This window comes from Mesobacillus jeotgali (assembly GCF_900166585.1).
GTDB classification, from domain to species: domain Bacteria; phylum Bacillota; class Bacilli; order Bacillales; family Cytobacillaceae; genus Mesobacillus; species Mesobacillus jeotgali_A.
Genome location: NZ_FVZC01000009.1, coordinates 1,098,928 through 1,119,922 on the forward strand (window position 1 = coordinate 1,098,928; position 20,995 = coordinate 1,119,922).

23 protein-coding genes are annotated in these 20,995 nt (G+C 39.9%); 16 read left to right on the plus strand and 7 right to left on the minus strand.

Annotation, left to right across the window (positions count from 1 at the left end; all coding sequences use genetic code 11):
• Positions 1 to 360: 360 nt before the first annotated feature.
• On the minus strand, positions 361 to 615 hold the full coding sequence (locus B5X77_RS15580; protein ID WP_079508880.1) for an ATP synthase subunit c family protein: 255 nt from the start codon (positions 613 to 615) through the stop codon (positions 361 to 363).
• Positions 616 to 949: 334 nt separating this feature from the next.
• Here B5X77_RS15580 and B5X77_RS15585 point away from each other — a divergent pair, with 334 nt between their 5' ends.
• Positions 950 to 2,083 carry a M14 family zinc carboxypeptidase gene (locus tag B5X77_RS15585; protein ID WP_257391825.1) on the plus strand — a complete coding sequence of 378 codons (1,134 nt, stop codon included), beginning with the start codon at positions 950 to 952 and terminating at the stop codon, positions 2,081 to 2,083.
• Between the two features lie 181 nt (positions 2,084 to 2,264).
• On the opposite strand, the gene B5X77_RS15590 is transcribed toward B5X77_RS15585, so the two are convergent.
• Positions 2,265 to 3,404 (minus strand): IS110 family RNA-guided transposase, encoded by a 1,140-nt coding sequence (locus B5X77_RS15590; RefSeq protein ID WP_079508792.1) that lies wholly within the window; start codon positions 3,402 to 3,404, stop codon positions 2,265 to 2,267.
• 385 nt (positions 3,405 to 3,789) lie between these two features.
• On the opposite strand from B5X77_RS15590, the gene B5X77_RS15595 reads away from it, so the two are divergent.
• From B5X77_RS15595 to B5X77_RS15605, 3 genes are all read left to right on the plus strand, one after another.
• Positions 3,790 to 4,332, plus strand: coding sequence for a GNAT family N-acetyltransferase (locus B5X77_RS15595; protein ID WP_079508881.1), 543 nt, complete (start codon positions 3,790 to 3,792; stop codon positions 4,330 to 4,332).
• Between the two features lie 71 nt (positions 4,333 to 4,403).
• On the plus strand, positions 4,404 to 4,589 hold the full coding sequence (locus B5X77_RS15600) for a DUF4177 domain-containing protein (RefSeq protein WP_079508882.1): 186 nt from the start codon (positions 4,404 to 4,406) through the stop codon (positions 4,587 to 4,589).
• Between the two features lie 184 nt (positions 4,590 to 4,773).
• The gene (locus B5X77_RS15605; RefSeq protein WP_079508883.1) at positions 4,774 to 5,292 is read left to right on the plus strand and encodes a spermidine/spermine N(1)-acetyltransferase; all 519 of its coding nucleotides are present in this window, start codon (positions 4,774 to 4,776) and stop codon (positions 5,290 to 5,292) included.
• Positions 5,293 to 5,342: 50 nt separating this feature from the next.
• Here B5X77_RS15605 and B5X77_RS15610 read toward each other — a convergent pair whose 3' ends face one another.
• Complete coding sequence (locus B5X77_RS15610; protein ID WP_139378374.1) at positions 5,343 to 6,731, minus strand: M28 family metallopeptidase; 1,389 nt, start codon at positions 6,729 to 6,731, stop codon at positions 5,343 to 5,345.
• A gap of 548 nt (positions 6,732 to 7,279) precedes the next feature.
• On the opposite strand from B5X77_RS15610, the gene B5X77_RS15615 reads away from it, so the two are divergent.
• Positions 7,280 to 8,446, plus strand: a complete 1,167-nt coding sequence (locus tag B5X77_RS15615; protein WP_139378431.1) for a YeeE/YedE family protein — start codon at positions 7,280 to 7,282, stop codon at positions 8,444 to 8,446.
• Positions 8,447 to 8,634: 188 nt separating this feature from the next.
• Here the strand turns inward: B5X77_RS15615 and B5X77_RS15620 are convergent, their stop codons facing one another.
• Positions 8,635 to 9,105 carry a DUF3291 domain-containing protein gene (locus tag B5X77_RS15620; protein ID WP_257391826.1) on the minus strand — a complete coding sequence of 157 codons (471 nt, stop codon included), beginning with the start codon at positions 9,103 to 9,105 and terminating at the stop codon, positions 8,635 to 8,637.
• A gap of 264 nt (positions 9,106 to 9,369) precedes the next feature.
• On the opposite strand from B5X77_RS15620, the gene B5X77_RS15625 reads away from it, so the two are divergent.
• The 5 genes from B5X77_RS15625 to B5X77_RS15645 all read left to right on the plus strand — a co-directional run bounded on the left by B5X77_RS15625 (position 9,370) and on the right by B5X77_RS15645 (position 12,791).
• Entirely contained in the window at positions 9,370 to 9,840 is a 471-nt protein-coding gene (locus tag B5X77_RS15625) for a DUF3995 domain-containing protein (RefSeq protein WP_079508886.1), read from the plus strand.
• A 42-nt stretch (positions 9,841 to 9,882) separates the two neighbouring features.
• Positions 9,883 to 10,461 carry a dihydrofolate reductase family protein gene (locus B5X77_RS15630; RefSeq protein WP_079508887.1) on the plus strand — a complete coding sequence of 193 codons (579 nt, stop codon included), beginning with the start codon at positions 9,883 to 9,885 and terminating at the stop codon, positions 10,459 to 10,461.
• A 205-nt stretch (positions 10,462 to 10,666) separates the two neighbouring features.
• Complete coding sequence (locus tag B5X77_RS15635; protein WP_079508888.1) at positions 10,667 to 11,587, plus strand: DMT family transporter; 921 nt, start codon at positions 10,667 to 10,669, stop codon at positions 11,585 to 11,587.
• 14 nt (positions 11,588 to 11,601) lie between these two features.
• Positions 11,602 to 12,477 (plus strand): proline iminopeptidase-family hydrolase, encoded by an 876-nt coding sequence (locus B5X77_RS15640; RefSeq protein WP_079508889.1) that lies wholly within the window; start codon positions 11,602 to 11,604, stop codon positions 12,475 to 12,477.
• Between the two features lie 74 nt (positions 12,478 to 12,551).
• Complete coding sequence (locus tag B5X77_RS15645) at positions 12,552 to 12,791, plus strand: hypothetical protein (RefSeq protein ID WP_079508890.1); 240 nt, start codon at positions 12,552 to 12,554, stop codon at positions 12,789 to 12,791.
• Between the two features lie 126 nt (positions 12,792 to 12,917).
• Here B5X77_RS15645 and B5X77_RS15650 read toward each other — a convergent pair whose 3' ends face one another.
• Entirely contained in the window at positions 12,918 to 13,097 is a 180-nt protein-coding gene (locus B5X77_RS15650) for a hypothetical protein (protein ID WP_079508891.1), read from the minus strand.
• Positions 13,098 to 13,269: 172 nt separating this feature from the next.
• Between B5X77_RS15650 and B5X77_RS15655 the strand changes: the two genes are divergently transcribed.
• On the plus strand, positions 13,270 to 14,811 hold the full coding sequence (locus B5X77_RS15655) for a DUF4145 domain-containing protein (protein ID WP_257391827.1): 1,542 nt from the start codon (positions 13,270 to 13,272) through the stop codon (positions 14,809 to 14,811).
• Between the two features lie 49 nt (positions 14,812 to 14,860).
• Here B5X77_RS15655 and B5X77_RS23800 read toward each other — a convergent pair whose 3' ends face one another.
• Positions 14,861 to 14,986 carry a hypothetical protein gene (locus B5X77_RS23800; RefSeq protein WP_257391828.1) on the minus strand — a complete coding sequence of 42 codons (126 nt, stop codon included), beginning with the start codon at positions 14,984 to 14,986 and terminating at the stop codon, positions 14,861 to 14,863.
• A gap of 215 nt (positions 14,987 to 15,201) precedes the next feature.
• Between B5X77_RS23800 and B5X77_RS23375 the strand changes: the two genes are divergently transcribed.
• Entirely contained in the window at positions 15,202 to 15,348 is a 147-nt protein-coding gene (locus B5X77_RS23375; protein ID WP_176167339.1) for a hypothetical protein, read from the plus strand.
• A gap of 154 nt (positions 15,349 to 15,502) precedes the next feature.
• Here the strand turns inward: B5X77_RS23375 and B5X77_RS15660 are convergent, their stop codons facing one another.
• A complete protein-coding gene (locus B5X77_RS15660) occupies positions 15,503 to 16,063 on the minus strand; it encodes a CBO0543 family protein (RefSeq protein ID WP_079508892.1) in 561 nt (186 codons plus the stop codon).
• A 546-nt stretch (positions 16,064 to 16,609) separates the two neighbouring features.
• Here B5X77_RS15660 and B5X77_RS15665 point away from each other — a divergent pair.
• The 4 genes from B5X77_RS15665 (at position 16,610) to B5X77_RS15680 (ending at position 20,957) form a co-directional block, all read left to right on the plus strand.
• Positions 16,610 to 18,415 (plus strand): S9 family peptidase, encoded by a 1,806-nt coding sequence (locus B5X77_RS15665; protein ID WP_079508893.1) that lies wholly within the window; start codon positions 16,610 to 16,612, stop codon positions 18,413 to 18,415.
• 116 nt (positions 18,416 to 18,531) lie between these two features.
• Complete coding sequence (locus B5X77_RS15670) at positions 18,532 to 19,323, plus strand: aminoglycoside 6-adenylyltransferase (RefSeq protein ID WP_176167340.1); 792 nt, start codon at positions 18,532 to 18,534, stop codon at positions 19,321 to 19,323.
• 118 nt (positions 19,324 to 19,441) lie between these two features.
• Positions 19,442 to 20,125, plus strand: a complete 684-nt coding sequence (locus B5X77_RS15675) for a type 1 glutamine amidotransferase domain-containing protein (protein ID WP_079508895.1) — start codon at positions 19,442 to 19,444, stop codon at positions 20,123 to 20,125.
• A 73-nt stretch (positions 20,126 to 20,198) separates the two neighbouring features.
• Complete coding sequence (locus tag B5X77_RS15680) at positions 20,199 to 20,957, plus strand: SDR family NAD(P)-dependent oxidoreductase (protein WP_079508896.1); 759 nt, start codon at positions 20,199 to 20,201, stop codon at positions 20,955 to 20,957.
• The last annotated feature ends 38 nt before the right edge of the window (positions 20,958 to 20,995 follow it).

Sequence of the window (20,995 nt, forward strand, 5' to 3'; positions counted from 1 at the left end):
GGAGATCATTTTAACAAGTATCTTCTCTGCAATCATCATATTTATTACTGTCTTTTTTATGGTAAAGGCATTCATTATCGCCTTTAAAAAAAAAGAAATTTCATTTAGGAAATTGATTATTTTTTCATGTTCTTCGATTGTTATTGGGATATTAATAGCCATCTCATTACCCTTTGGTTATCATAAAATTATCGATTATATTTACTAGCTTGCATGAATCTGAACATAAAACTCGTATAGCTTTTGTTAAAATGCTTTTTATCATATTCCATCGCAGTCTTCCCTGATGTGAGATTTTTTGAAGAATACCTGGTTCTTCTGGTCAGTCTCATTCAAATATAAAGAGTAGTGGAAAAACCACTACTCCCCAACTCTATCCTTATAATTTCCACAATTAAGGATCCGTAATGCAACATTAACTAATAAAAAAGCCAAGATCAATTCCGGAATTACCACTAAAAACAAAAGAACATTAGCGATTCTGTCAAATGCCTCTGGCTGTCTTGCTATACCCTCCAGAGCAGCCGCGCCTGCAACCCCAAGGCCATAGCCTATCCCTATAAAACCCATTAAAGCCAATCCAGCTCCAATACAGCATTGGATGAAACTTTTCATTAAATTACCTTCTCTCAAAATAGTGTTTTTAACAACATATTCAAGAGATCATCAGCCCGTTTGGACTAATGCTGAAGGGACAGTGTCCATCTTTAACTGCTTTAGCGTAACTCAATGAGTTTTTGTTCACTGAGTTTAAATATATAAAATTGACATTGATATATCATTTAATTATCCTATCTAGGACTTAAGCCCATACTTTATTTTGTCTTTGTTGTCAAAATATTCATTCTTTTTACACTATTAATTAGTGGATAACTTAATTTATCATTTATTTAGCGTCCCGAAAAGTTTGAATAATGGGGCGACGACAAAATAGAAAGGGGATACATAATTGAAATCATTAAAAAGATTCATGAAAATTACGGTGGCTGCTCTTATCATCATGCTTTCCTTCAGCTCAGCATCCTTTGCAGCGCTCCAGCCTGGGGGTCCATCTACGAGCGGCAATACGAACATTAACAGTACTCTATCTTACCAGGATGTAGTAAAAATCCTTCAGGACATTGAGAGAACCAGCAAAGGAAAAGTTGAAGTGTCTACTCTTGATCAGTATGGTAAGTCGGAACAGGGCCGAAGCATCTATGTCGCAAAAATTGGGACAGGCCCGCAAAAAATCTGGATTCAGGCACAGATTCATGGAAATGAGAAATTGGTGACGGAGGCAGCACTTCAGCTTTTAAAGACCTACGCTAACAGCGGTGGGAAGGATGTCGAGCGGGTTCTGGAAGAGGCGACTCTTTACTTCATCCCAATGTACAATCCAGATGGTGCTGAAATGAATATCCGCCATACTAAGCTAGCAAATAGCGGTAAATTAATCGATTTAAATCGTGACTGGACCGCAAATGGTTTTGAAGCAGTAGAATCTAAAGTTGTTTATGCTTACTGGGCAGACGTTAACCCTGATTTTGCCATCGATCTTCACCATCAAGGGCTGAAGCAAATCTATGGAACGAATGAATCTACTTCTTTCTCTCTGGGAGTATCGCTTTCTCCAGATGGACCAACTCTGTCTGGTACACGTTATAATGACGTTACCAAACAAATGATGTCATATGTCTATGACGAGTTGAAAGATTATGGTTACACTCATATTGACCGTTATCAAGTTGGTGTTAATCGAGAAGCAGGGACTGGCTATGATATCGATATCAAGGGTGGGGTGGTTTCAGCAATGATGTTGGGACTGAACTACAACAACTTGAATCCGGAAGGACATAGCCACCCAGCAGTATTCTTTGAAACAAAAGGGAATACCTCTGATGGAAGCCTTGGCCAAAAGTCAAACGGATACCTGACAAAGCAGAATTACCTTGCATTGAAGTCGCTGGTATACGGATATGTAACTGGAGAGGTCGATAATGTAAACCCTGATAACTGGTACAACATCCCTTATTATCCACTAGCAGGGTACTTTACTGATTATAATGGGATTGTACCAGTCGGATCAGACAGTGGCTATTAATATGATTTTAAGAGAGTGTCGTAACTGACGCTCTCTTTTCTGTGAAAATAAATAATTCTGGCTGCTTGGAATAATAGTGATCCTATTCGGCAATCCTTAAAGTAACCTAAAAAAGCCAATAAGAAAGCGGGGCTACCTGTCGGAGGGTAACCGTGTATACATCTATTTGGTTTTGGTTATACTAAATAACTTGTCTTTCTTTAAATGGCTCCTTGTTTATAAGCATGGAGTAGATGATTCGAAGCATTCGATGCGATGTCGCAACGAGTGCTTTTTTCTTTCCTCTCCTAGCGGCAGTAGACCAGTATTTCGTGGCTAACCACCTATTTCGACTTCTTGAAACGGCCCAGGCTGCTTCACACATGGCTGATTTAATGTGCGGATTTCCTTTTGTTGTCCGAGTACTCTTTCGTTTTCCTGCACTTTCATGATTGCCAGGAGATACACCTGCCCACGAAGCTAAGTGTTGAGAGGTTGGGAATTGGTTCATATCCACTCCAATCTCGGCAATAATGATGGCTGCAGTATCTTTCTTTATTCCAGGAATGGTCAGAAGTAAATGAAGTTCTTCTTTATATTCCTCTAGAAGATGGTCAATTCTTTTTTCCACCTCTACAATATGTCCCTCCAGCTGTTGAATATGAAGCCAAGACTGTTTGATTAGAAATCTTTGGTGGTCATTGATCGTGCCGAAGAGCGAGTCAGTAATTAATTGTTTTTTAGATGACATCTTTCCGTGTATCCGGCTTTCGACATCAACGGCATCTACATATCCCTGTTCCACCAGTCTCTCAAGCAGCTTTCTCCCTGAAACCCCAAAGACATCGGATATAACCGAACTCAGCTTTACATTTGAGCACTCCAGAACCTTCTGAATCCGGTTCTTCTCGGAAGTTAAATGACCTATCCACTTTTTTCGAAGACGTGTAAGGTCCCGTAGCTCCCGGATATCGGACGGAGGCACGAAACTCTTTTCGATGAGTCCGTGTCGCAATAATTTGGCAATCCACTCGGCATCGGAAACATCTGTTTTTCTTCCAGGGACGTTCTTGATCCTTTGGGCATTCGCAAGAGTAATATCAAAAAAGTCTTCAAGGATATTAAACACAGGCTTCCAATATACTCCCGTGCTTTCCATCGCAATATGGGTAACCCCATGGTCTTCCAGCCATTTTAAGAGACGGAAGAGATCTTTCGTCAAGGTTGGAAAGGTTTCAGTTACCCTAATCAAATCTTCGTCCTGTTTGCCCGTCAGAACACAGGCAACGATTGTCTCCGAATGAACGTCAAGACCAGCACAACGTTCAATAAATACATCCATAATACCAATCCTCCGCGTGTTAGATCACAAACAGCGAGTGGATTTGAAAATAGGCATTTTTCTGTACGTGGTCATCCTTCCCATAGGGAATGAGCCAACAAAGGGTTGATCACCAAATCCACTCAAACAGTTTTTGTTACAGGGTCTTAGCCACCATAAAGAGCCACGTCCTCTAAACCGTTTGTGTCCTCAACATTATAGACATATGAGATTTATTTTCATGCATGGGTTGGGAGTCAAAGGAATCATGATAGTTTTTTATGAACAAATTAGGGTAATGTCATAATAAAATTTATAATATATTATATATAAAATTCAGAAAACAATTATAATAGTGTCAGGGAAATTCTTGAAGTTGTTCATTTAGATATTTGGGGGAATTGCAGTGGAAACAGCTTTATTGCCAAAAGTTCAATTAAGGGAATTAACTCCAAATGATGCAGAAGACCGTTTCATATGGTCACTGGATAAAGAAGTAACGAAACATCTAAATATGCCAGATAAATATCCCCCTTTCAGCAGGGATGAGACACAAAAGTGGATTGAGATGTGTATTGCCAAGTCAAATGGATATGAACAAAAAGCAATCATGACTGAAGATGGGGTACACATCGGTTGGGTTGACTTGAAGAATATCGACAGATTAAACAGGCATGCAGAATTAGGTATTGCCATTGGGGATAAAAGATACTGGGGTAAAGGTTATGGGTTATCTGCGATGAAACAAATGCTTATTTGGGGATTTAAAGAACTAGAGTTAAATAAAATATGGCTCAGAGTAGAGAGTGATAATCAGAAAGCAATTAAATCTTATAAGAAAATTGGCTACATAGAAGAGGGAATCTTAAGAGAAGACAGATTAAGAAATGGTGAGTTTGTAGATCGATTAAGGATGAGCATTCTTAAAAGTGAATTTTTCAGTAAATAGAAAATTAATTTAGCTTGAAACATTTTTACCCTGACATCGTACTAAAGATATCAAGCTTGGAGGTGTATTAAATGTATGAGTATCAATTTGTAGAAACTTCACTGGGTGGATTTTTTTCTTCGCCAACACATAGGGAAACCATTAGTGAGTATGCTGCTCAAGGGTGGAGACTGGTCCAAGTTTTGCCTTTAGAATATAATGGCCATGGAAAACCCACGTCATATGAGATTATCTTTGAAAGACCTATTCAGGAGTAAGTTTTCTTGCAGATTAGTCGCGCTGATTCATTAGCGCGATTTTTATTGCCGTATACCATGAAAAATGTTCCGGTAGGATAGGGCAAAGATTGTGCAGTATGAGAACATTTATAAAATTTTGCAAAGAGAATGAAAACTTATGTAAATTCAAGGGGAGATATTTCATTTACAAGGGGCGGGTTTAATGATAATGAATATAAAAAAGTGCAATCTTGATGATTTACATACACTTCAGGAAATTAGTTACGAAACTTTTAATGAGACATTTAAGGCTCAGAATTCACCCGAAAATATGAAAGTTTATCTAGATAGAGCATTCAATTTACAACAATTAGAAAATGAATTATGTACACCTTCTTCGGAATTCTTTTTTGTTTATTTTAATAATGAGGTCGCTGGATATTTAAAGATTAACACCAAGGATGCCCAGACAGAGCAGATGGGTGAAGATACACTGGAAGTCGAAAGAATATATGTAAAGAACGCGTTTAAAAAGCAAGGGCTAGGAAAATATCTGCTTAATAAAGCATTTGAGATAGCCAGGGAGAATAATTATAAGAAAATCTGGCTGGGTGTCTGGGAAAAAAATGAAAATGCAATTGCTTTTTATAAGAGGATGGGTTTTATCCAAACTGGAGAACACTCTTTTTATATGGGGGATGAAGAACAAACAGATTTTATTATGACTAAGACTTTGGCTTAATGCTAAGTAAAGAAATGCCGCGTGCATCGCGGCATTTCCTGTTAAAACGATCATTTATTCAGCGAAGGTACATCCTTCCTTACAACATCGAACAACCCGGCACCAATTATATCAAGAGCGGATTTCATCCTTTCAGCCGAGATGTTATCTTCAATAGTGTCCTGTGGTGTATGGTAAACTTTTTCGATATGATAGACAAGCGGGTCCCAGCTGTCGATTCCCATCCAGATGAACAGTGTTGCAGGAATACCTGCATTATGGAAAGGAACATGATCACTGGAACTAAATTTACCTGGCAGGATATCGGAATTTCCAAGGCGGGCTCCGGCTGCGGCAGTAGAATCAGTGACAATATTTGTTGAGCCGTTCGGTGTCATCGCATAAAGGTTCTTCGCTGGTCCATAGTTTGTTGCTACCATGTCAGGAACGAAGACCGCTTCGATATTATCACGTTGTTCCTGAGTTAATTGCTCTACATAGTATCTTGCTCCAAGAAGGCCCCGCTCCTCGGAACCAAAGGCAATGAATTTGAGTTCCTTATCCGTATTGTAACCCTGGTAAACACGAGCCAGCTCTAGCATTAAGCCAACACCCGAAGCATTATCATTTGCACCAGGTGCACCCACCACGCTGTCATGGTGTGCGCCTAAAATTACTTCTTTTGTATCTTTGTTCTTTCCTTTAGGAGCCTTTGTAGCGATTACATTTACTGATTCTAGATTGGAGAATCGTTCGGCAGTCAGGCTTAGTTCAACCGGGCCTTTCGCTAGACGTTCTTTGAGCCATTCTCCTTGAATGAAAGCTGCTCCATAAACTGGGATATCGACAGGAGTTGTCAAACTTGGATTAAATGTCTGTCCGTAGTTGCCGCGGCTTCCGACAAGACTTTGAAGGATGACGCCGGCAGCTCCGGATTTTACTGCATTGTCAATTTGGGTACGATAGGCAGCAGTGGTGGAGGCTCTTGGCATGACCACAATCTTGCCTGCTGTATCATCAGGGAAATCTGCGAGGTTGGTTCCGCCATCTACAAAAAGAACCTCTCCAGTGACAGCTTCCTTGCTGACCTTTCCATTTGGAGCGGCAGCCATCTGCCACGAAGTTCCGTCAGCAAAGGCTACATCTGCTATGTATTGGTCTGCTACCGGGAAATACTGATATTCTACTTCGTACCCATAGCCCTTCAGGACATTGGCAATGTACTCAGCCGACTCTTTTTCTGCTTGTAATCCCCCAGGCCGAGGTCCAATTTCCTCTGATAAATAACGAACATGTTCAATTGCACGCTCAGCGTCTGCTCTGGCTACGACTTTCTGATCCTGTGAATAGTCTGACTTGCATTTGCTGGTGACATCATTTGCAAAACTGACCGTGCCAAATGTCATAGACAATGCCAAAAGTGAAACAGCTACTTTTAAACCTCGTTTCCGTAAAATCATAGTTTCCCTCCTATCAATTTTATTCCAGGGATTTAAACCCAGAATCTTACATCTTTATCGTAGTTGACTTGAAAGAGTGGGTACAAGTTATAAAATTAATAATTTTCTGAAATTTTTACACTTGCAAAAGAACTATAATACAAATACTGACTTTCTTATAACAGGACTAAAGTTTTGGGGTCATTCAGGTCAGAAAGTTCATTGAAAAGGTGGGGGACTTAATGTAAGAGAAATAGCGGGTTGAATAAATCAGTGAGTTCATTTTTAAAACTACCTTTTTAATCAATGGTTTCTTTTAGTACTTTTACAAATGTACATCCATGTCCTTGTCCAAGTACTTATTTCTTTTTCGGAGTTAAAGTTATTTACATTTGCTTAAAAATCAATTATAATTACTTTTTGTAATTCCGACTAAACTAATAAGAAAAGGAGTGTTTAGTTTGGCTCAAACAGATATTAACAACAATGCAGCTAAACAATCTATATATTCTACTCTAGTCCCAACTACTGTAGTAACAAAGCTTAACCCTGTCCAGAAGCCTTTTGTCATGCTTGGCATTATGGCTGCTGTTATACTTTTGATCGCTATTTTAACTGTGGCATCCGGAACCCAGGGGGTACTCTTCATTATTGGTCTTGCCCTTGGAGCCACACTCCTGCATGCCCGTTTCGGTTTTACTTCTGCTTTTAGGAGATTTGCATCTGTAGGAAACGGTCAAGGTCTTCAGGCTCATATGCTGATGCTTGCGGTGGCTTCCACACTGTTTGCCATCATTTTGAGCACTGGTTTTAGTTTTACTGGCATCGAACCAAAAGGTTACGTATCACCTGTAGGTGTTAGCGTCATCTTTGGAGCATTCATTTTTGGAATCGGGATGCAGCTTGGTAATGGCTGTGCATCTGGAACACTTTATTCCCTTGGTGGTGGTTCCTCTTCCATGATTCTTACTCTGATTTCCTTTGTGGCAGGTTCCACATTAGGTGCTTACCATTTCTCATTCTGGATGGAAGATACACCAGCACTTCCGCCGATTTCACTAGCAACCTCAACAGGTCTAGGATACGGAGGTGCATTAGTACTTCAGCTTGTTCTCTTTGCGCTTATCTATTGGGGTACATTGCAAATTGCTAAAAGACGTAAGGCACCTGCGATGAAGGCTCTTCCAACCACTACTGGATGGAAAAAGATATTGCGCGGATCATGGCCTTTATTTGCAGCAGCGATTGTCCTCGCATTGTTGAATGCCCTGACTCTTACTGTACGCGGAACGCCATGGGGCATAACATCTGCCTTTGCTCTTTGGGGAGGAAAAGCATTGATGGCCTTAGGTATTGATGTTACGTCGTGGGGATATTTCTCAACAGATGTGAATTTGGCAGCTCTAAATAACACTGTGTTAGCAGACTCTACTAGTGTAATGAACTTTGGGATCATCCTTGGAGCCTTCATCTCAGCAGCTTCTCAGGGTAATTTCAAGCCACGTAAAATCAAGCCAGGTGTTGCCGGAGCTTCGATTATAGGCGGAATCCTGATGGGCTACGGCTCAAGACTTGCTTTTGGCTGCAACATCGGTGCCTATTTTGGCGGAATTGCAAGCTTTAGTCTTCACGGATGGGTGTGGGCTGTTATGGCAATGCTTGGAACTCTGGTCGCCTTGTTTATCCGTCCACTGTTTGGATTAAAAAATCCTAAACCAAACGATTCAGTTTGTTAATAACCATAAAAAGTGCCTTTCTACTATGAAAGGCACTTTTTTATACATATTTACTGAACTTCAGCAACTTGATTTTGGTCAATTTGAATAACAATGCGTAATCCTTAATTGACTTTTCTCCGTTCTGCCATTCATACATTTATAGATAACAATGCACAAATGCGTAGCCGGTGAATTACCGCTGCTATTTATAGCACAATTTTGTCTCCAGTTACATCAAATGCATGTTTAAAATCAAAGGCGAAAGGACCTGGTCCATGTTGAATGTAATTGTCGTACCTCTTGAAGGCCTCTTCCCACGATACATCCGTCACCTTATCCGTCCACCACACCACATAATTTGGCTTTCTCTCCTTGAGAGGTCCAAACCATTTTTTTCTGTCTTGTAAAGCTTTTTTGTGGAGCCCTGAATAGGAGAAATCATATAAAGATGAAAGACTTTTCCATATTGTCAGTGTGAGGATAGGTGTCCCATTGCTTGTGTTTTCTTCTTTAGGCAATTTCACTCTATTAGGTAAAAATTCTTTTATAAGATTACCAGTTCTGGCAGCCTCCCGAATAATTTCTGTACCAACTTCAAAAAACTCACGTGATGCAGGGTGTTCATTCGAATGTTTTAGCATGCCCACAGTATAAATAGCCACAAAAGCCAAATTCATCCCTCATTTGCAGTTTTACATAGATATATTCTTTAAAGAAATAACTGATTCTTATCTGTTTAATAAATTATGGTTGTTTAATCATAACGCAGTATATGGCCAGCCAAAAGAAAACTGGAAAACCCACCACTTTAAAAATATGAGGGAGGATTAACCTTGGTATAATATAATGATGATTCATATTTTTATAAATGCCAGCATACCAAGTTAGAATTGAACGAAGTTAAAACCTTTATCATTCTTAGTGAAGGGTCTGGTGAATTTATGCTTAAGAAAAACTTGTATGTGTATGCTGGATTTGCCTGGTGTATTGCATTTTCGGTGCTGACTTTCTACTGGTCAAACGGAGGCATGCTTGGTGTGAGAACGTTGGGCGGCATTATATATCGAAAGGCACTTGAGGGAGATGAAGAGTTCCTTTTGTTAGTTAGAATAACAGGTTTTTTAAAATTTGCCGCCGGCTTGTTCATTTTACTTCTTCTCAGGGACTGGCAAGAACCGATGAAACGAATATTATACTTCCTTGCCCTCATTGGTGGTGTTTTTTTGTTTTTATATGGTTTTGCAAACTTCAGCACACTTGTACTGAATACATTCAATATATTGAATCTGGAACTCGATGGATATTCTCTTAAGTGGAGGCTTTTTTTCTGGGAACCATTTTGGATGGCAGGGGGACTTTTATTTATTCAGTCAGCGAGAAGGTTTAAGGACAAGGCTTTACTTCATCAGTAAATAAGTTATAAATTATAAAAAGTAGTTTAAGGAGGATGAACAGTGATCCAGCAAAAAAAATCAAGAAGAATCCTATTAGATTTAGCCGTAACTTTAGATGGTTATATCGAAGGTCCAAATGGGGAAACCGACTGGTGCATTATGGATCCCGATATGGACTTCAAGAAATTTTTAAACGACATCGATACCATTTTATATGGAAGAGTAAGTTATGATATGTGGGGTCAGTATCATCCGGACATTGAAGTTTCTGATACAGAAAAAGAAATTTGGGATTTGGTCCATTCCAAAGAGAAATATGTGTTTTCCAGAACACATAAAAGGTCAGAAAATCATGTTATTTTTATAAATGAAAATATCGAGGATGAAATAAACAGACTAAAAAATAAGCCTGGAAAAGATATTTGGCTATACGGTGGGGCAAGTCTCATTACAACCTTTGTAAATTTGGGGCTTGTTGATGAATTTAGATTGTCTGTCCATCCTATTGTTTTGGGAGCAGGGAAACCTCTTTTTATTGATATCAAAAATAGGGTGGAATTAGAACTGGTTGATACGAAAAGGTTTTCCTCAGGTGTAATTCAGTTATGCTATCATTTGAAAAATAGTAGTGAATTCTAATGTGATAAATACCTTCGAATCTATTCAACATATTATAGAAAAAAGCATGGTATTAACTTTCCTTCCATTTACTTCTAATTTTCAATATAGAAAAAAAGGAAATGCAGGTCTCTAGCATTTCCTTTTTGTGTAGGAAGGTAATCTATGGACTTTGTAGAATTAATAAAGAATATCAATGAAAATGAAATAAAGGAGGGAGAAAGAGATGCTCCAAAGACTGGGGAATGCACCGTACTTACTTTTGGCTGGAGCTGCTTTTTTCTGGGGCGGCAATGCGGTCGCTGGCAAATTTCTTGCTGGTTCGCTCCCGCCGGTGACCATTTCGTTTACACGTTTGGCGATTGGTGTTCTGATTATGTCTCCGGTAATCATCAGGCTTTTCAAGCATGAAAGAGATGCTTTGCGAGAGCATTTTCGGTTGCTTCTATTCCTGGCGATAACAGGAGTTATTAGTTTTAATCTTTTAATCTACTGGGCAGTCAATTATACGACTGCAATTAATGCAACTTTGTTGAATAGCACGAGCCCATTGTTCATTTTTCTGCTTTCTGCACTTTTGCTTGGTGAGAAAATGGAGTTGAAATATTGGGTGTCGATGGCGATTTCATTGCTTGGGGTGCTTGTTGTAATCACTCATGGTTCTTTTGAAAGAATGCTGGGCTTGCACTTTAATATTGGCGACCTTATTATGGTGCTAGCAGTGATTTCATGGGCTTTATACTCTATTTATATTAAAAAAATTTCTGGGAAACTGCCTTCTCTGGCGATATTCGGTTTTACACTGGCGCTTGGTTTTCTTTTGATGATTCCAGCGGCCGCCATAGAGCTATCGGTGTTTTCCGTGGGTTCAGTGAATCTTGCTGAGTGGAGTGCGTTATTTTACATAGGGATCTTCCCCTCCATCTGTTCTTTTTTATTATGGAATCGCGGGGTTGCGATGATTGGGCCATCAAAGGCGTCGATATCCCTGAATCTGATACCAGTTTTCGGGACAGTTTTTGCTTTCTTTATTCTGGGTGAGGTCATTACAGTTCCTCAGGTTATTGGTGGATGCCTTGTATTTATCGGGGTATTCATCACTTCTTTTTCGAAAAAGAAATCAGTGCAGATAGCAGAGGAAGCATAGAGGGGGCAAACGATATGTATCAAGAAGGTTTTATTGAAGTTACCGGCGGGAGAGTCTGGTATGAGATTTATAATAAGGATGCGAAAGGCACACCAGTTGTAATTTTACATGGAGGGCCGGGGTCTTCGACATATTCATTGAAGGGTTTGAAGGCTCTTGCCAATGGCCGCCCGGTTGTCATGTATGATCAGCTTGGCTGCGGAAAATCTGACCGGCCAGATGATGTTTCGTTATGGACGATTGAACGGTTCGTTGAAGAGTTGGGGCAGGTTCGAAAGGCATTGGAACTCGTTGAATTACAGATACTTGGTCATTCTTGGGGAACAACTCTAGCCGCTGCTTATGTTCTTACAAAGCCAAGCGGAGTGAAAAGCGTTATTTTCTCTAGTCCGTGCTTGAGTGCCCCGATGTGGGAAGAGGATCAAAAGCGAAATATCGCCAAGCTGCCAGCTGAGGTGCAGGAAACCATTTTGCGCTGCGAAGAAAGTGGTGAGACCGATTCGGAAGAGTTTAAGGCAGCGATCAAGGAGTTCAACAAAGAATTCGTTTTTCGGGGTGAGCCTGACTTGGAGTGGCTTAAGGCTGGCACAGGCATGAAAAATCCGGTTGTGTATGAAACGATGTGGGGACCCTCTGAGTTTACGGTAAAGGGAAACCTTAAGACGTTTGATTGCACACGGCAATTGGGAGAAATCGATTGTCCTACTCTTTATACATGCGGCCGTTTTGACGAGGCGACTCCGGAATCAACCGAGTATTATGCGCAGTTGACGCCATCATCAGAGTTTCATGTTTTTGAAAAAAGTGCCCATATGCCGTACATGGAAGAGCCGGCAGAATATTTGCAGGTGAATGGTGATTTTCTTGCGAAAGTGGATCGCCAGGTGTGACTTTTGCTATACCACCTAGAGAATCCTTTGTGCTACGGTTATAGTGTTAATCAAGCATAAAGGAGTTATCTAATATGAGTTGTGGATGTTCTAGATTGGAAGATGGCAAGGCCATTGTCGATCATGTGAAAAGCAAAGGGAAAGAAAAAATCAAGCCGCGTGTAGCACACCAGATAGCATGCGAGTGCGGGGTAATGTTCACGATGGAAACCGTGATCACAAACTGCCCAAGCTGTGGAATGACCTATGGAGTTACGCCCTGCAGTTCAGGTGACATCAACAAGGTTAAGGCTGCAGGAATCCATTATGCATAACAGGAAAATCTCTCGACATGTCGAGGGATTTTTTTCATTTAGGAAGGCACGGATATTGTTATGTAAGTAATTGCTTAACGATAGATATGATATCGATATACCATCCTTCCGTAAAGGTCAAAGTATTTAATTTTTGTCCTCCGCATTTTCTGCAGGTTCAAAGTTTGTTTTAAAAACAGTATGCTTTTTTCCGAGCCTGTTGGTTATGATATAGGTTGTTTCAAGTTCTTTATCAACCTCATATTCCTCTCCTTTGTTGAACTCTAGCTCTAATCCTTCGTTGTTGATGCAAATGACTTTTTTCATGTTGAACCTCCGTAGTTAAATTATTATTTATAGGATTCGCAAAGAAATGAAATTTTACGACGTATTTTCTCATTTTGTATGGCAATCAGCCGGTTTGAAATTTAAGGTCAAGTCTATTAAAAAATGCTGAATATGATAGAATCAAATGAGACTAAAATCGGGGGACCATGAAATGAATCACAATACATATTTCTATCAATTTTTAGAGCCTTTTTCGAGGGAGCTTGCATTGCTTGCCAAGGAATTGGAGCATAGTATTTTTTCGAGCCCAAGAACGATGCTTACTCATTCGAGAGTGTTCATTGAAAACATTTTGCAGCAGGTCGCTAAACATGAGGGAATGCCGGAGGATTCTCGAACAGGACTTAAAGAAAGACTCGACTTGCTTAATGATCAAGGTTATTTGATTCCTGAGACACGTGATGCGCTGCATTTAGTTCGCAGATTGGGAAACCAGGCTGCGCATGATGCGAGGATGTTCCGCTACTCTGAGGCTCTTTTATCCTGGGAGTCATTGTATAGCATCGTCAAATGGTATGTTGAGGTTTACGGTCCTGTTGAAGCGGCGGTGCCTGAATATCAGGATCCAACCCCACAGTCAGAAAAGGTTTATGATATGACAGAGCTTGAAATCAGGTTAAAAGGATTAGAGGAGTTGTTGAAAAATCCACCAGCACAACAAGTTGTCAATCAAGCAAGAGAGGAATCAGCAGCTGCTATTGCCGCGCCAGTCACTGTCGAGGCACAAGAGACACCGGGCTTTACTCCAATAAGGACGATCGCTTATAAAGGACGATCGCTTGATATTCCTTATTTTCTGCGAGATGCGTTCCTGTTGCCTCAGCGTTTCGATAAATCCGAAACTTTTTTGATTCGGCTGGGCGCAGAGCAGGAAGCTCGCATCATGAGCGAGCTGCCAAGCAATCTTGAAGGTCTTCATAAAAATGTAAAGCGATACAGCGAAAAAAATGATGAGCAGTTTTTTGAAGAGCTTGCGATATTTATCGAAGAAGAAAAAGCGCGGAGGAATTTGACAATAAAGCGCCCGGGTGAACTGTTTTTCTTTTACAAGGCAAATCATATTGTCGTTACTAATGAATTAAAAAAAGTCCCGTTGATTGCAGAAGAATTCACCGGAATCCCAAGTTTGATAAGGCAGTTAAATGAAGATCAGATATATAACGTCGGCCAGCTTCCAATGGAACTAGTCATTTTGGCTAAATATGCTAATGTCGGGACTGGCACTGTAGAGAAACTGTTTGAGCAGTTAAAAACAAAAGCGGTGGAAACAGCCGGGCAACAACATGAAGATGACTTTTACCCTGAGCGGAAGGCATATAAGAAGTGGGAGACATTATTTGTGAATGTGATGCTTGGCGGCAAGGCGTCCAGGATTGAGGGTAATAGTGTACCGTCTATTTGGAAGGATGCTTTAAATTGGATGGAAAACAACCATCTTCCACTGCATGACATGGTTAAACAGGGAATCATTCTAGGTTCGACAGATAACGGCAAGCGCTATGCAGTAGCATTGGAGCCTATTCATCCTGACAAGCGCCCGTTTACACAGCAGCATACTTATGTTTCAACTTTAACAGGAGAGGTCTATTATTTGGAGACGAAAATCAATCCAAAGTCCGGGCTAGAGACACTTGGTAAGATCCTTACCAGGTTAGGTGTTGAGATTGAGATTCCATTATTAGATGGTGAATAAAAAATTATCAAAAGCCGTGGTTTACGCCAAGGAATTTTTTGTTTAGGTTTTACTTCCTTTTTTGGGCTTTCAATTTGTTCATTTCAAGCTCTGCAGCATATTCCTCTTGAGTTTTGCCTTGCTTAAAACTTTCTGACTGGATCTTACGGAACTTGTTATCATTTTGATTCGGCATGCCAGCACCTCCTTTAAACATCAGTATTTTGTTCAATACTTGGCGGATTATTCTGTATTTCCTTCCCATGGGCTTTAGAATGGTTATGGAAATTTCTCATAATTCGCTATTATTTTGCTATTCCGGATATAGTGAAAGGGCTTTACATGTGAAACTATTCACAATTATAATCAGAGTGTAAATAAAACATTATTCAATTTCCGGGAGGAATTACGATGTTAGCTGACCTTATTTATGAATTCAAGAACTGGTGGGTGGGGGAAATACCAAAGGTCGGGCATGAAGAATTTGACAGAGTCGAATCTAAGCATACTAGAGTTCATCACGATGTAGATATATATGAGATCATCCGTGTACATTAATACAATGGGAGCCTTCTTATTAAAGGAGGCTCCTTTTTCATTTAATTACCGGCACGGATTAATAATCCAAAAAATAAGACCTTCTTAATTAGATCTTTATCTTATGGCTTGAAACGAAAGGGATGGAGAAAATACTAGCTTCCTTTCAATCGAATTAGTTTTTTAAACTTTTAAAGCTTTCCATCTTCACTATGGTATATGCGGAATAGTAAAGGAAGAGGAAAATAAAGAAATCATTAAATGAAGACCAATTTTTTGGATTATAAAAGTGAATTGCCTTAAAGAAGTTCATCCCTACAAAGGCGGAAATTGCAGAGAAAAGGACACCTTTTAATAAAGGATTCGCTTCAGGTTTAAATTGTAATATAAACATTATCCCTACTGGTGCTAGTGAAAAGTGATATGGTAAAAATAAAAAGGGAGCTAATGGAATGATGACGAAAGGGTAGGACCAATGGCCTGTGGTTAAAGCAGCAAGGTCAATCGTCAGGGATAGTATAATTGTTAATAATCCTCCCAGGAGCAGTCGACCTGTGCTTTCTTTATTTCTAAAAATAAACCATATGATCCAGGGGAGTACAAAGAGAGCAATACCAAACCACCACTGCCAAGTGAATAAAAATTCTTCTTTCACGATTTTTGCTAATACAGAACTAATATCAGTTAATTGGTTGTAAACTTTTTCAGTCTGTGCGGTTCCTGAATGAATGGACATTTCTTATACTCCTCTAACAGTTATATGTGTATTTTTTTCAGTATAAGAAAAGTTTATGTATTTAAAATAACTGTTTAATGCTTGATCAGAACAGTTGTGAATTATTAACGTGGTCATTTATCTCAATTCGATAATCCATTTTGTTTAAAACATGATAAAAAGTGAAGGCATCTTAAAATATTTGCTGAAATAAGAACAGAATTATTTCTCGGGAAAGCGCAGGATTTGACTTTATTTTCTGCCTTTGTCGAGTTTTGGTGTTTTTAAGTTTAATGTCAATGAAATCTCTTAGTTCATTTACATATGAATTATAACGAAGCAAGTGCTATATTGAACTGGTTCAGGTTTAAAACAAGGGAACAAGTGCCTTTATCATAAATAAAAGAATAACGAAGGACTACTGGGAGCTGATTTACTCTCTCGAAAGTTAGGAATTTGGCTGTTTATGTCGATTGAAATATGAGTATTTTCCTAGACAGAAGGCAGAATTACTGATTAAATTTTCAGTATAGAAAGATATTTCCGAAAAGAATAGGGGTTTGAGACTTGATTCAATTTAAAAAGCCAGATGTCGAGAATTTTTACCGTACTTTTAATATTCAAACTTTTACAGTAAGCCCTGATGAAAATCAATTGGTGTTTAGTACGAATTTATCAGGTAAGTATAATCTGTGGGCAATGGACCTGCCTAACCAGTATCCATATCCTCTGACGTTCATTGATCAGACATGCCAGGCTTTACGCTATTCCAATGAAGGCAAGTTTTTGGTTGTCGGTTTTGATCAAGATGGAGATGAAAACGGCCAGTTATATGCGCTCCTGCCTAAGGGCGGCAAGCTCGAACCACTTCGCTTCGCTGAGAAGGAGCGCCATATGCATCCGTTACTGTCAAAGGATGACAAGCGACTTTATTATACTTCCACGAAAGGCAATCCTACCTTCCTTAATATTTACCGTTATGATATTGAAAATGATGTGGAAAATATCGTGGTCGAAGGGGAAGGTGCGGCCTGTTTCCTGGTGGCTGTTGATGAAGATGAGAATCATTTTGCTTATATCAAGCAATATGCAAATACATATGCTCCAGGCTTTATTTTTCAAAACGGCCGATCCTATTCACTGACTCCCGAAACGAATGAGCAATTTACAGTGGGGGAGGGTGTATTCGTAGGGAACGAGTACTACTTTGTGACAACATTTGGGGAAGACTTTGATTATCTTGCAAAATACAATCTTGATACTCATGAATTTACGAAGGTACTTTCGATTGATAAAGAAGAATTTAGCGCAATCAGATTTGATAAAAGTTCAAATTGCCTCTATTTTGTAACGTCCAGGGGTGTGGAAGATCACCTATACAAATACAATCTTACTAGTGGATCATACAATAATTTGAATCTTCCTGCTTCTATTATCCAGGGCGGGACGGTTGCAAAGAGCGGCAATGTATACGTTTTAGCCGGTTCCGCGACAAAACCGAATAATATTTTTAAAATGGATGCCCATAGTGGTGAGTGGATGCAGCTCACCAACCTGGCCGTTCCGGGTGTAAACGAACAAGAGCTTGTGAACCCGGATGTCATTACCTACCCTTCCTATGACGGACTCGCAATGGAAGCATTATTTTTCAGAGCTAAGGAAGACGTCAGCAATGGACATGTCATCCTATGGCCTCATGGCGGGCCCCAGGCTGCGGAACGGAAATTTTTCAGGGGGATGTTCCAGTTCCTCGCCAACCGTGGCTACAGCATCTTTGCACCTAATTTCCGTGGATCAACCGGCTATGGACTTGCGTTCACTAAAATGGTCGAAGGGAATTGGGGAGAAGGGCCTCGCCTGGATAATATCGCCGGTCTTGAATTCCTCTATGAAAAAGGATTGGCTGACAGAAATAAGACGTTGTTGATGGGTGGAAGTTTCGGCGGATATATGGCCCTACTTCTGCACGGACGCCATCCGGAATATTTCAAAGCAGTCGTTGATATCTTCGGGCCATCCAACCTGTTTTCGTTCATTGAGTCTGTTCCTGAACACTGGAAACCCATCATGAACCAGTGGGTGGGCGATCCAATCAAGGACTTTGATAAACTGACAGAGTATTCCCCGATTACTTATCTGGATACAATGACAAAGCCGATGCTGATCATACAAGGCGCAAACGATCCACGAGTGGTAAAACAGGAATCTGACCAGATTGTCAAAGCTCTGCAAGAAAAAGGCCGGGATGTTAAATATCTCGTTCTTGAAGATGAAGGACATGGGTTCTCGAAAAAAGAAAATGAGATTCTGGTTAACCAGACAATCCTTGAATTTTTTGATCAATTTGTCGAGATAAAGGTATTAGCGGATTAGGTGGAAGTACAGGGACGTACCCTGTGCTTCTTTTTTGTATATCTGAATTTTAATTGTAGTTCTCAGAAATATGTTAATATTGTATAAACTTTCCAAAAGAAATGAGGTATGTTAGTTTGTTTAGTATCAAAGATAGAAGAGATTATTTTTCCCGTACTATCAAAGAAGTAGAGCATTTCAAACTTGTTGAAGGGATTGTCCAAATCGGTTCAGGGGTTAATGGCTATAACGATGAATACTCTGATATAGATCTAATGGTTGCTGTGTTTAATATTAAAAATGCGGAAATAACCAGAAACTATGTTGTCGAAATAATTCGCGGTTTTAATCCTAGTTATATAAAAGAAAAGCAATTTACCAAAGATATTTTCCTGGTGATCGCCTTTTTACAGAATGGATTGGAATTTAACATCTCTATTGTTCCAACAGACTTTCTATCAGTGAAATCTCCATTGTGGAAAGTGATAGTGGATAAAACAGGGTTGGTTTCCGAAACAATGCATACCGAAAATGAACGTTTTTTGAGCAGGCCGTTGAAATATAATGTCGGAATTGATCTTGCTTTTGAATTCGTTTATTGCGCTCGTTCATTAGAAAAAGAGCTTAAACGGAAAAATTTAATTTATGCATTAAAAATGCTTGAGGAAATGAGAGACTATACTTTAATCGTTCAGGCACTGAATGAGGAAAAGAAACTTCATCAGTTTAAAGCATACGGAAGCTTGAATCCTTCTTTTGTCGAGCGTTATCTATCTACCTTCACTAGTGAACCTACTATTGAAAATATCCGATCATCTTCGGAAAAAATAACGAAATTATTTATTTCCTCAGTAAAGCAAAGTACTGATTATTCTATGACCCCCGAGTTAGAGAAACTTTTACCGAACTCATTCTTTAAAATGGATTAGTATAAATGAAGCGCTCGGGCTACCGGGCGTTTTCTCGTATGTTTGGAAATTTTTAAAAGAGTAAAGGTGGGTCTTTTAGGGAAAATAAACTCTGGAAACATATATAGGAGGTTTTACTATGGCAAAAGTATTGGCAGTTCTATCAAGTGGATACAAGGACGAGAAAAACGAATATGAAACTGGCTGGTGGGGAGAAGAATTATTCGCTCCAATGCAGATGCTTGAAGAAGCGGGGCATCAGGTTGACCTTGCGTCACCGCTGGGAGGCAAGCCGGATATAGATCAAATGAGTATTAGTAAAGAATACGACCCAAAGGGTACTTATAAAGAGCTTTATGAGTCTGGCAAAGCGGATGAGACAATGAAACTTTCGGAAGTTGATCCCGAGGACTATGATGTCGTTCTTATAGTGGGTGGCCATGGAGCGATGTATGATCTCGCCAAAAATGAGGATCTTCATACAATCATGAACAAAGTTTATGACGGAGGCGGGATTGTTGCAGCAGAATGCCATGGTCCAGCACCGCTTGTGTATGCAAAGCGTCCAAATGGCGATAGCTTTATTGCTGGCAAGAAAGTGACCGGTTATCCGGATGAAATGGAGCCAGAAGGCCTGTTGGATATTCTGCCATTCAGCCTCGAGCAGGAGATGAGAAAAATCAGTGAATATGATCAGGGTGACCTCGAAAAAACAGGGCATGCTGTTTGGGCTGACGAGCAGCTGGTCACTAGCCGGGACCCATTCTCATCGGAATTGATGGGAGAAGAGCTGGTAAAGGCACTAAAAAAGAAAAGCCAATAACAGAGTTATTTGTAGTCATAAGGAAAAAAATAAACAAGTCCAAGGATTCATTTATTGAGGAGTGGTTTTGTATATGGCAAACGAAAATAAAGTGGCTATCATTACTGGTGGCGGCAGTGGTTTGGGACAAGCAACGGCGCTTCGGTTAGCGGAAGAAAAAGTGAATATCGCAGTTGTTGACATTAGTGAAAAAGGCGGAAACGAAACCGTCGAAAAGCTGAAAAATATCGGGGTAGAGGCTATTTTCATTAAAGCTGATGTCTCAAAAAAAGAAGATGTACAAAATTATGTCGATCAAACCGTTAAGCATTTTGGCAAAATCGATTACTTCTTCAATAATGCTGGGATATCAGGAAGCGGTTCGTACTTCCTGGATTCTTCTATTGAAGAAATCGAGAAGATAGTCGGGATCAACCTTTTGGGAGCACTTTATGGTGTTCGTTATGTTGGAGAGGTTATGCTGAAAAATGGCGGAGGTTCCATCGTTAATACTGCTTCAAGTGCAGGTGTGATCGGCCAGGACTCTGTTGTCACCTATTCTGCAACTAAGCATGGAATTGTTGGTTTGACCAAAAGCATGGTCGCGGAGTACGGAAAAGATGGATTGCGTGTGAATGCCATCGCTCCGGGGCCTACGGAAACACCAATGGTGAAATCATTTTACGAAGCAAATCCAGAAATGAAGGAAAACGCAACAAAGGGAATCCCTCAACGACGGCTTGGGAAACCGGAAGAAGTGGCTGAATTAGTCACATTCCTTCTGACCTCAAAGGCAGAGTACATCAATGGGGAAGTTGTCCGGATTGATGGAGGATTTACGAATACGAAGTAATCATAAATCAATGTAAAGCCAGGGCAAAATTAACGTCC